Origin of the sequence: Vibrio paracholerae, from assembly GCF_037672085.1 — a bacterium.
GTDB classification, from domain to species: Bacteria; Pseudomonadota; Gammaproteobacteria; order Enterobacterales; family Vibrionaceae; genus Vibrio; species Vibrio cholerae.
The window spans coordinates 1082639-1094544 of record NZ_JBBHLM010000001.1; the positions used below are offsets into that span (position 1 = coordinate 1082639).

The 11906-nt window shown below is 46.5% G+C and carries 10 protein-coding genes; 5 read left to right on the forward strand and 5 right to left on the reverse strand.

From position 1 onward, the window contains the following. The first annotated feature begins 200 nt into the window (after nucleotides 1-200). From R4537_RS05150 to sstT, 4 genes are all read left to right on the forward strand, one after another. The gene (locus tag R4537_RS05150; protein WP_000992654.1) at nucleotides 201-620 is read left to right on the forward strand and encodes a hypothetical protein; all 420 of its coding nucleotides are present in this window, start codon (nucleotides 201-203) and stop codon (nucleotides 618-620) included. Further along, the gene (locus tag R4537_RS05155; protein WP_071179458.1) at nucleotides 617-1198 is read left to right on the forward strand and encodes an SCO family protein; all 582 of its coding nucleotides are present in this window, start codon (nucleotides 617-619) and stop codon (nucleotides 1196-1198) included. Before R4537_RS05150 ends, R4537_RS05155 begins: the two co-directional genes overlap by 4 nt. A 13-nt stretch (nucleotides 1199-1211) precedes the next feature. Further along, nucleotides 1212-1664, forward strand: coding sequence for a copper chaperone PCu(A)C (locus R4537_RS05160; RefSeq protein ID WP_000774101.1), 453 nt, complete (start codon nucleotides 1212-1214; stop codon nucleotides 1662-1664). 341 nt (nucleotides 1665-2005) lie between these two features. After that, entirely contained in the window at nucleotides 2006-3223 is a 1218-nt protein-coding gene (gene sstT, locus R4537_RS05165) for a serine/threonine transporter SstT (RefSeq protein WP_071179459.1), read from the forward strand. 52 nt (nucleotides 3224-3275) lie between these two features. On the opposite strand, the gene R4537_RS05170 is transcribed toward sstT, so the two are convergent. From R4537_RS05170 to R4537_RS05190, 5 genes are all read right to left on the reverse strand, one after another. Further along, a complete protein-coding gene (locus R4537_RS05170) occupies nucleotides 3276-4028 on the reverse strand; it encodes a phosphatase PAP2 family protein (protein WP_071179460.1) in 753 nt (250 codons plus the stop codon). 141 nt (nucleotides 4029-4169) lie between these two features. Next, nucleotides 4170-6047 (reverse strand): PhoX family protein, encoded by a 1878-nt coding sequence (locus R4537_RS05175; RefSeq protein WP_071179461.1) that lies wholly within the window; start codon nucleotides 6045-6047, stop codon nucleotides 4170-4172. A 194-nt stretch (nucleotides 6048-6241) separates the two neighbouring features. Beyond that, nucleotides 6242-7078, reverse strand: coding sequence for an arginase family protein (locus R4537_RS05180; RefSeq protein ID WP_071179462.1), 837 nt, complete (start codon nucleotides 7076-7078; stop codon nucleotides 6242-6244). A gap of 6 nt (nucleotides 7079-7084) precedes the next feature. Next, on the reverse strand, nucleotides 7085-7819 hold the full coding sequence (locus R4537_RS05185; RefSeq protein ID WP_001006058.1) for an IclR family transcriptional regulator: 735 nt from the start codon (nucleotides 7817-7819) through the stop codon (nucleotides 7085-7087). 376 nt (nucleotides 7820-8195) lie between these two features. After that, nucleotides 8196-10742, reverse strand: coding sequence for a glycosyl hydrolase family 18 protein (locus R4537_RS05190; protein WP_080483592.1), 2547 nt, complete (start codon nucleotides 10740-10742; stop codon nucleotides 8196-8198). Nucleotides 10743-11174: 432 nt separating this feature from the next. Between R4537_RS05190 and R4537_RS05195 the strand changes: the two genes are divergently transcribed. Continuing rightward, on the forward strand, nucleotides 11175-11810 hold the full coding sequence (locus R4537_RS05195) for a DUF2057 family protein (RefSeq protein ID WP_071179464.1): 636 nt from the start codon (nucleotides 11175-11177) through the stop codon (nucleotides 11808-11810). The last annotated feature ends 96 nt before the right edge of the window (nucleotides 11811-11906 follow it).

The following is an 11906-nucleotide window of genomic DNA, read 5'->3' on the forward strand; positions in this document are numbered from 1 at the left end:
CAACCGCTTTGAAACTGGCTCACCACCGCACAATGCGGTGGTGAAGTTACCTTACTAGAACTGCGGTTTCTGCAAGTAGAAAGACAATATCACCTTGATTTTTCTAAGAGCCACGGCACATTTCCTCGGTGTTCAATCTCGAAACGGATAGAGAGCATGCTAACATCTTCCCCACTCACGCAACTTCGGAATACGATGTGATGAACGCACTGAAAGGGATTGCGATCCTGCTGGCTCTTGGGGCTGGCTTTTTTGCCAGCGACCTTGTTGCTTGGTTCCAGTCGCCTCAACCTGATCTTAACGATTACTGTCAACTATCACAGCAAAGCTGTGAGCAAGCGGGTGTCACCATGACCCTAGCTCAAGATAAAGCCCACCCATTAGTTGCCAATCGGCTCACCGTACACTGGCCCAATACGGATGCACAAAATTTGATCCTCACTTTAGAGGGACTTGAGATGAATATGGGCAGTGCCAAGTTTTCTTTATCCTCCAACGGTGATGGCCTATACAGCGCCGACATTATTCTGCCCGTTTGTACTTCGGATGCGATGACTTGGATTGGTGAGCTTAGCGATGGCAAACAGACGGTTTACCCAGCAATTAGGATGGAACGATGAGTAAGAATTGGTCATTGATATTAGTGGTGGCGTTTACCCTAGGATTTGGTGTCAAAGCCTATTTGGATAGCCAACACAAATTAGCCGCACAGGTGACTACCCCACTGACCTTATCGGGAGAAAATCAGCAAGCTGTCGCCATTTTCGATCAAGCCGACCCACGAATTCGAATTGTCTATTTTGGCTTTACACGTTGTCCAGATGTCTGCCCAACCTCTTTAGCTATGCTCTCCGCAGCCTTAAACCAAGTCGATGATAAAACGAAGGCGCAGTTACGCCCGATGTTTATCTCCCTTGATCCAGAGCGAGATGATGCCAAACTCGCCGCACAATACGCCCACTACTTTCATCCAATGATTGAAGGTTTATCTGGCTCCGTTGCAACCACCAACCAGATTGCGCAAAAGTACGGTGTGATTTTTCGTAAAACCGAATTGCCCAATTCGGAGCTGAAATACACCTTAGATCACAGCTCTTATTTCTATTTCTTGCAGCCGGATGGCACCTTGATCAATAAAGTGCCGCATACCCAAGACCCCACACCCATCGTGGATGCCATAAAGAAAATCATTCAATAAAAAGGATAATTTAATGAAACTGAATACCTTGCTTCTTTCTAGCCTGCTGCTTAGTACATCTGCCTTAGCTCAATCAGACATCATGATTCACCAAGCTTATGCGCGCGCGACTCCGCCTGCCGCAGTCAATAGCGCCTTTTTTGGTGAAGTCATGAACCACAGTGATGTGGAGCGCTACATTGTTTCCGCCAGCAGCGAAGTGGCTGCCAAAGTGGAGCTGCATGACGTCATTAAAGAAGGCGATGTGATGAAAATGCGCCAAGTTCCTGAGTTTGTGATCCCCGCTCAAGGGACTTTAGTGCTCAAACCGGGCAGTTTTCACATCATGCTGCTTGAATTGAAAAAGCCACTGCAAGAAGGCGAGAACATCGAAGTGGAAATCACATTTAAAAACGGTGAGAAGCAAATGATTACAGCACCGGTGAAAAAAGTGATGTCCGGTATGGCTGAGCACAGCTCACACTAAGCCTCTTGGATGCATACCTCGCTCAACAACAAACCTTCGACCAGATTGCAGTCCAAAGTGCGAGAGTTTCAAGTTGGAAGCGAATATCTCAAAAATTAAGGGTGATGGATTCACCCTTTTTTGTTGCCCTTGTTATACCCAGACAACAAAAACGATAAGGAATCCCTGCATTATCAACGTTAAGCAACAAATTACTTACTTCCTCTCAAAATACACAACTTATCACGGCAAATATCAATTATCGGTAGACACATTATCTTGTGCGGTTAATATTGGAGCCCTTCAGGATTAATGACTGAAGCTACAATAATTCAAATTTTTTATGATTCGCAGGGATAACTATGCAGAACAACTCGTTTCTAGCCCGTTTGGTGCGTGGAAATCTGGTCTTACAAATTTTAGCCGGCATCCTATTAGGTGCAGCGCTGGCTACTTTTTCACCAGAATACGCTCAAAAAGTGGGATTAATTGGTAATTTATTCGTAGGCGCACTGAAAGCCGTTGCTCCAGTGCTCGTGTTTATTTTGGTGGCTTCTTCCATCGCCAACCAGAAGAAAAACCAACACACCTACATGCGTCCAATCGTTGTGCTGTACCTATTTGGCACCTTTTCAGCAGCACTGACCGCGGTTATTTTAAGTTTCCTATTTCCGACCACGCTCGCACTCGCAACCGGAGTTGAAGGCGCAACACCGCCACAAGGCATTGCAGAAGTACTCAACACCTTGTTGTTTAAGCTGGTCGATAACCCAGTCAGCGCTTTGATGAATGCGAACTACATCGGCATTCTAGCTTGGGGCGTGGGTTTAGGTTTGGCACTGCACCATTCTTCATCGACCACCAAAACGGTGTTTGAAGACCTTAGCCACGGCATCTCCCAAATCGTGCGTTTTATCATTCGTCTCGCACCATTCGGTATTTTTGGCTTAGTGGCTTCAACGTTTGCTACCACAGGCTTTGATGCACTTGTTGGTTATGCGCAGTTGCTGGCGGTTCTACTTGGCGCAATGGCCTTTATCGCTCTGGTCGTCAATCCAATGATTGTCTACTACAAAATTCGCCGTAACCCTTTCCCTCTGGTTTTACAATGCCTACGTGAAAGTGGGGTTACTGCATTTTTCACGCGTTCAAGTGCTGCCAATATTCCGGTCAACATGGCACTGTGCGAAAAACTCAAACTCGATGAAGATACTTACTCAGTCTCTATCCCATTGGGAGCGACTATCAACATGGCGGGCGCAGCAATTACTATCACAGTACTGACTCTTGCTGCGGTACACACCATGGGTATTGAAGTGGATCTGATGACAGCATTACTTCTCAGTGTGGTTGCAGCGGTCTCGGCTTGTGGTGCTTCTGGAGTGGCGGGCGGTTCATTGCTCCTTATTCCACTCGCGTGTGGTTTGTTTGGGATCTCCAATGACATCGCGATGCAGGTTGTTGCGGTAGGTTTCATCATCGGCGTGATTCAAGACTCAGCCGAAACAGCTCTGAACAGCTCAACCGACGTACTCTTCACGGCAGCCGTATGCCAAGCAGAGCATGAAAAGCGCGCTTAACCTAAGCTAAGTGATTAATGAAAAGAAAAAATGGGCATTAAATGCCCATTTTTTATACCAGATGCCAACGTCGTAACCACGGCTTAAAACGTGGGTGTTGCAATGAATATTGCTGCGGAACCAATAAGTACAATACACCGACCAACAAAGCTGCACCAAGCAGATCCACCGGATGGTGCATACCAAGCCACAATCGACTATACGCGACTCCGCTCACCCAAATCAGCAGCGTACCGAGACTGAGATAGCGCTTTTTTTCCACCAATAAGCTACCAAAATAGAGTAAACAGACCATCGCAAACACCGTGTGCCCAGATGGGAAAGAAAAATCTGTTTCGCCCTGCCAGTGCATCACCCGCCAAGGGCTCACTTTCTCTTCCATCTCCAACAGTAAGGCTTCTTGTTTGGGTTGCGCTAACTTATAGAAATGGCCCGCATTAGGCAGCAGCAAGGATTGGGTCATCAGTTCCGTGTATGGCCTCGGCTCTTGAGTAACCGCTTTCATACCCACTTTCAGCACCATGGCTAAACCAAGTAACAGCATTAATTGAATGGATTTATTCAGCCATTGATGACGAGGAATTTGGCAACGCCACCCAACCCAGCACACCAAAAAAAGCAATGTGAATAGAAAGCCCTCTTTACCTGCAGAATGCGTTAAGTACGTCATTGCTCGGCCAACTGAATCACTCACAGGTTGCGTAAAATCCAACTGCAGCGACAACAGAGTTAAAGGAATTAATAGAAGGATAAATGTCAGCAGTAAAACCAAGGCACGTTTGCAGCTCATGATGCGTGCTTTCATAACCATTCTCCAATCAAATACAGTATGGGCATTGTAGAAAACCTCTATTCGGTAATGCCAATATCGTGTCAATTTGCTGGAAAAAAACATCCCAAGAAGAGGCTGATTCTTCTTGGGATGAAAAGGGTAATTGAAAACGTTTTATGCGCCGATCACACCGCCATCATCACGGGTGATCATCATAATGGTTGAACGAGGTTTGCTTGTACCACCGTAAGGGAAATGCGATGGAGCAGCCTCCTCACCTGGGTGCTGAACACCAACAAACATGGTTTTGTGATCAGGGCTAAAGGTTAATCCCGTGATCTCACATGCGATGGGGCCTGTTAAGAAGCGTTTCACTTCACCCGTGATTGGGTCGCCACACAGCATTTGGTTATTCCCCTGCCCAGCAAAGTCACCTTGGTTAGAGTAATTACCATCGGTTTGGATCCACAAACGACCTGCCGCGTCAAAACCAATACCATCTGGGCTGTTAAACATATTCTCTGCTGAAATATTTTCACTTCCAGCGTATGGCGTTCCAGCGTGAACGGTAGGGTTACCGGCAATTAAATAGAGATCCCAAGCGAACACGTCACTGGTGTGATCCCCTTGTGCTGGCATCCAACGAACGATCTGTCCGTAGTTATTATTCTCGCGTGGGTTAGGGCCACCAACAGGTTGACCTTCTTTACCACGATTTCTGTTGTTGGTAAGCGTACAAAACACATGCTTTTTATCAGGATGCACTGCCACCCATTCTGGACGATCCATGGTCGTTGCCCCCACTTGGGTCGCCGCCTGGCGAGCAAAAATCAGCACTTCGGCTTGATCTTTGAAGCCATTTTCAGGAGTGAGACCATTCTTGCCAAAGCTCAGCTCCATCCAGCGTCCGCTACCTTTCAATTCGTTATCGTTGATATCGAATTTGGCCACATAAAGTGTACCTTCCTCAAGCAGTTTACGGTTTTGCTCATCATTGCCAGCTTGATAGCGATATTTCGAAACAAACTTGTAGATATGTTCACCACGCTCATCATCACCTAAATAAACAACTACATATCCATCATTATTAACGACAAGCTCAGCATTTTCGTGCTTAAAGCGTCCTAAAGCCGTGCGTTTTAGTGGCGTTGAGTTAGGATTATGCGGATCAATTTCCACTACCCAACCGAAGCGATTGGGCTCATTAGGATTTTTTGCAACATCAAAGCGAGGATCATGTTTATGCCACTGGTATTCCGATTGTTCAGCTTTCACGCCATAACGCTTCAGTTGATCACTGAGTTTTACTTGCTCATCGTCAGAACCAAAATAGCCGTTAAAGTTCTCTTCACAAGTTAAATAGGTACCCCAAGGCGTTAAACCATTTGCGCAGTTATTGAAAGTACCCAGTGGATTAAGCCCAGTTGGATCGTCACGAGTTTTCAATAAATCATGCCCAGCAGCAGGGCCTGTCATCAACATAGGTGTATAAGCTGTGATACGACGGTTGCGTTTTCCGGAGCGATCAATTTGCCAAGTATTTCCTCGCTTGGTGATTTCCACGATAGTCACACCATGTGCTGCCTGCGCTTTACGTACATCATCCGCAGTCATCGCTTTACCTTGATGATCAAACAGATACTCGTAGTTGGTGTATTCATTGTTGATCGCGAGCACACCGCGATCTTCGCTGATCGGGAAAAAACTCATACCGTCTGTATTATCGCCAAACTGTTTCTCTTGTGCTTTTGAGTCTTGCTTGCCGCTTTGATCAAATTCAGGTGCATTAGCAAAAATAGGATCGCCCCAAGACATCAGCGGTGTTGCTTTGTAGCCTTTAGGTACAATCACTTTATCTTCTGTTGAAACAGGAATCGCTGAGAAATTAAGTAGGCTTGATTTAGATGGCGCAGCCACCGCACTCGCAACCGGATTTAAGGCTAAAAACGAACCGGCACTCACTGCCGCACTACCTGCTAAAAAATGGCGTCTAGACAGTTGCGCTTCAATCATTTCACTAAACTGGGATTCTTGCTCATCACGCTTCCACATTGGGGGCTCCTTGACTTTATGTTTATATCCTGAGAATTCAGGTTAATTAGATGTTGCGCAAGAGTAGCTGCCCAAGATGACTGCTCGGTGAAATTTCTGTTGCTAAAAAATGACAATAATAAAATAAAACAAAGAATTAGGGCGAAATCTCTTTCAAGATTGCGCCCTACTTTTGATTGGGAATGAGTAAAAAATTACGCTGCATGCACCAAGTGCGGGACCAGATTTATCAGTTCATCGACAATTTCTTTGGCCTGCTTTGAGTAAATCAGCTTATCTTTTGCGCCGACCAACTGGATGTAACGAACTTTGCCAGACAGTACCATTTGTCGCAGCACACGTAACACCACTTGATTGTCCAAAACCTTATGGGTTTCCAAACCGTTCCCAGGGACTAAAGAAGCAAGGTCAATATTGATCACCAACTGCTCACAGTGTTCAATATAACTACTCAGTTGGGCTTTGAGTTGAGTGCGATTTAAAAAACCACACTCTTCATGACTGGCCCAATCGCACCCCAGATCCTCGGCATACTCTAAGGTCTGGGCGTGGGTGTGCTCTGTATCAATCCCAATACAAAACAGCTTAGCTTGTGCAAAACGCGATAAAGCAAAGTGAAAAGCGCTGCCCACTTGCAGATCCAGTGTTTGCTTAAGTTCAAAGCCATGTCCGATATGCACCATTCCTACACTGGCGCCGTCTTGCGTTAACGCAGGCAAACTGTGCAATAGAATTTCATGGCAGTTAGCAAATCCAACAGGAATAACTCCCAACGCCACGGATTGATTCAAGGCTTGTTGGTATTTAGCCTGAGTTTGGCCATCCAACACATAATGACTGGCATCGGCGTATTTCGGCGTAGATTGCTGCTGATACAACCAATCTGAAGCGACATCTAGGCTTTGCTGCGCAAACTCAAACTCTACCAGCGACATCGGCTTTACGCGCTGACACACGGTCATAAAGCCAAACGTAGACGTTGGATGACTGGATGTACGATGTAAACGGTAGCGTTTGAATAAGCTAAGCATGATCAATTACCTTTCTGGTGGCAACGCCCGTGCGGCTTGCAATACATGTAAAATTATCCGTTGCTTGTTGCTTTCGACTCGGTGGGCTGGAGCCATCACCGAAATTGCACCAATCAACTTACTCCCTTTCATCACCGGAGCACTGATCCCCGAAACACCGGGATCAATTTCAGAGGTACTCACGGCATATCCATGACGACGTATTTTTTCAAACTCGCTCTGCCACTTGTCTAACGTCGGATCTTCGCCAAAATAACGCAGGATCTTTTCACAACGAGCTGCAGGCATGTACGCCAACATTACTTTAGATGAGGCACCTCGAAGCAGTGGTTGACTTTGACCCTGGACGAAGCTGCATCGAAGCGCCTGCATACTTTCTCTTTGGCTAACGCATAGGGCTCGATAACCGACAGGCACCATATACGCGGCCATTTCCCCAGTCTGTTTTTGTAGACGACTTAACACAGCTTCAACCGCATCGAGGTTATGTTGGCTGGTTTCGTAACTTCTCATCAGCAGCAATGCCGCCGGACCGATGATCAAGGTTTTGTCGTGCGGACTCTCTTCAATCAAGTTCCACTCTTTCAGCAGCTTCAAATGTCGATACAGGCTACTAAGCGGTACTTGCAGTTGTTCACTGAGTCCTTTTGCAGAGACAGGTTCTGGGTTTACTGCGACTTGCATCAGCAATTGCAGTGATTTTTCATTAACTTGGTTTGCTGAAATCTTTGTTTCGTTCATGTGTGCTTTTTAGCCTTTAATGGTGGGCACCTCAAATCTTGATTCTTGTATATCGAGAAATAGAGAAGAATTAAAGGATTGCATTCCCAATCAGTGAGAATGAGAGAGAAATTGAGCAAATTAACCAGAAAAATAAGGCTGACTCAGTCCAAAAACAAAGCCTGTTCAACGCAGCGACGCCTCTTTTGCTTTGCCGCTGTTTGTGCTTTGGGGAAGGGGTCGCATCACGCTATTCCCTTATCCAGCAAGAGAATGGCAATTCCCTTTACGACGAATGCATGGCGAGAGTGCACCAATAGAAAGAGGCTCTGCCTGTGCAGAGCCTCTCTTATCTGTTGAGAATCGTTACGTCTGAGGCCAGCTCAGATGCAGCCGATTAATGAGTAGAACAACTCGCGGCACCGAGGTCTTTCCATACACCCCACTGGCCTGACTTACTTGGGTCTTCTCCGCGGGTCCACCATTTGGCTTCCCACGTCTTACCTGCCCAAGTCACTTTCTGACCACCAGTATAAATGGCATCGGCATTCCACAAGTTAGTACACGCATCACCACCGCCAACTTTTTTCTCAACCAATACTGAGGTTGACGCCTTGCTGGTCGCTTTACCATCACTTACCGTCACAGTGAAGCTTAAGCTGGTGTCTTGGCTATACTCACCGGCGACAAACGTCACTTTGGCTCCTTGCACGGTGGCGTTAATGCCGACAGGCAGATCCCAAGTAAAACTCAGCGGATCTTGGTCAGCATCACTCGACGCGGAAGCATCGACCACCACTGTTGCTCCGGCTTTGGCTGATGCAGGAGCAGAAACTGCCGCAACAGGTGCCGTGTTCACAGGTGTGGTGGACTTCGGATTGACGGTGACCACCACAGTATCGGTTGCCGTAGCGCCTTTGTTATCTGTCACGGTCAGTTTGAAAGTAAGCGTCTGCTTCTCAGTCACTTCTGCAGCGTTAAAACTCGCTTTAGCACTGTTTGCCCCCGTCAAGGTCACCGCAGGACCTGCGGTTTGCTCCCACAAGTAACTTGCAATACTTCCATCACTGTCTTTTGAAGCGCTGCCATCCAAAGATACGGCGGCTGGCCCCGTAACCGTGATGTCCGCTCCAGCATTCGCAACCGGTGCTTTGTTTACTGGCGGTGTCGTTGTGCCACCCGCTAAACCTTCATGCATTGCATTCAGGATGTCACCATTGTCTGCATCGATTTCCCATGAGAACAGACCCGCTAAGCCAAGGTTACGTACGTAAGCCCCTTTTGCTTTCACAGAGCGATCATCATCAAAAGTGACGAGCTGACCGGTAGTACGGTTCCAAACCCAAGGTGCTTCTGCTTGCTCATCGTAGCCGTATTCAAAACCATTCACGCCAGTTTTATTAGCGCCGAGCATGTAAGTTTTGATCCCTTTGTAATCAATAACGCCTGCTTCCCAAACACCTTGTGTACTAGTGCCTTTCAACTTGCCATTACCAACGCCGGTCATTGGGTCGTTAGGATCTTTCAGTGAAGCCGGGGTCACACCTTCCCAACCACGGCCATACATAGCCGCACCAACAACAAGTTTGCTAGGTGGAACACCTTGGGCGAGCAGCAGTTGAATACCGTTATCGGTCGTGTATGCAGGGCCTTTGTACGGCTCGCCATTTTCATCCACGCCTTTACCGTCACATTGGCCAGGGCGCATAAATGAACCACAGTACAGCGCCGTTTGGTGACCCAGTACGTTATTCCAGCCGCCGTAGAAGTCATAAGTCATTGCGAAGATATAATCCATGTGCTGAACGGCTTGGCCGTAGTTCACATCTTCAATCTTGTCATGACCAACACCGATAGCCGACGTCAGTTCATACTTACGACCCGTTTCCGCTTCAAGCTCATCTAGCATAGCTCGCAGTTCTGCCATCAATGCTATATATGCTGGACCATCTTTTACAGGATCACCAAGATCTGGGGCTTGGCCGCCGCCGCCAGGGAATTCCCAGTCAATATCTACGCCATCGTAGAATTTCCACGTTTGCAGGAAACGTTTCACAGAAGCGACAAACACATCACGCTTCGCTTTATCGGTAAAGCTAAAGAAGGGATCTGAGAGTGTCCAGCCACCAATCGATGGAAGAATTTTAAGGTCAGGATAGGTTTTCTTCAGCGCCATCAGCATGGCGTAGTTACCTTTGATCGGTGAGCTGTATTGGTGACCCGCTTGTGGAAAACTCTTTTGATATGCAGCCCAAGGATCGTGAATGACCACTTCAAAATCTGGCACACCTTTACACGCAGTTTGCAGAGCATTAAAGCTATTGCCACCAACCGATTTCAACGATTCGTTTGGACCACAGATCGGAATAAAACCATACAAAATATGGGTCAGGTTTTGACCTGGGATGTTATCCACTGTGTATTTACGATCATAAATCCCCCACTCCACAAAATAACTGCCAACCACAGTATTTTGGGGAATGGTATAAGACTTGTTGTTAGGGTCTACATTCATCTTCAATGGTTTTAGGTGTGAACCATCGGTATCCGCAATAGTGATTTCGCTTGGTGCACTCTTAGTACAACCAGTGGCGTCACACGCTTCAATCACCAATTGATAAACGCCGCCCTTAGGATAGGTAAATTTGGCGGTAGTTTGGCTACCGCTGATAGGGCCAGTTGCCACTTCAACCCCATCAAAATAGATTTTATAAGTGTTGCCCGTCACACCGCTCCATTGGTTGAACTTGAGCGTGATCGGTGCTTCCTCATGGTATTTGACCATTTGGTTGTAACCTGCGGTGGTTTCCATCGCGAGTTCAATTTTCGAAAATTGCAGATTGTTCGACCCATACACGTCAACACTAGGAGCCGAGGGTGCTGCCATCGCGGTACTCGCTAAAGCACAAGCGATACTTGCGGCGCACAAAGTCATTCGATTCATAAGTTTTATCTCTCTTCCTTAGATGTTTCACTTTTTACACAAGCTGCCAATCTACGCATGAAATCCATGACAGCCTCGAACGTCAGTATCAGAGAGACTTTTTTATTTGCGAAAAAAAATTAATCACTTTTCGAGTCACAAGTCGCTAATTTTCCGAAACCCGCGAGGAGTTGCAGAAATTAAGCAATCTTGAGTCAAGAATTCAGAATTTTGACAAAACGAATTGGAATTATGAATTGATTTACGCTATCAGACTGCAGGTTGGCAGCACATATACCTTATCTTGTACGAAATGCATCCAGCTCAGTTTTCTTGTTAAGTTTCAGTGAATTTGCTTCACTTTGTGAGAGGAAAACCTTGCCTTTTCGCTATCAAAAGCGCACCCTTTGCCGCACTCGTCACAGAACGAAATACACCAAAAAGGATTGAAAAATGAAATCAATGCAGCGTCTTACTTGTTTGCTTGCCCTTTGTTTTGCTGCTTCAGCAAGTGCCAAAGTCACTATGGAGATCCCAGATACAATTGATCTACTGGTTGTGAATGGGAGCAGCCCTAAATTCTCTGGCGGCTTTTTTAATGCCACGAAAAAGCTAGAATTGGACGATGGTGAACAGCAAATTGTCTTTCGTTACTCACCTTATTTCAGCCAAGGCAATGATCGTATCATCATCGATAGTGAAGTGGTGATTGCGACTTTTGACGCTGCCAACCAAGAGCTCCGTTTTGATATGCCTAAGTATCGAGATGCACCGCAGGCGACTAAAGCCATCAAAACAATGCAGTGGCAACTGCTTGATCAAAAAGGTAAGACCATTGATCTTCGCCAGGATCGTCTCATCAAAGAAGGCATGCAGATTGGACGTAACTTTGAGTTTGAAACCGCTGAATATAATAAGAAAGGGGGCGTGGCAGCCTTAACCAGCTCAATGGCGGTTCAGCCTATCGCTCAGCAAGAGATTTCCAATGCGACGGCCATGGCTGCAGCCGAAGAAATGCTGCACTTTTGGTATAACAAAGCGGATACTGAGACCAAAGCTCGCTTTAAAGCCTTTGTCAATCAACAGTAAATACTCATTTTTCTGCTGATTGTTCTGCACAAAACGGAATACAAAACTAAACGAGGCCCCAAGGGCCTCGTTTTTTATCGTTTTATAAACAGTGAC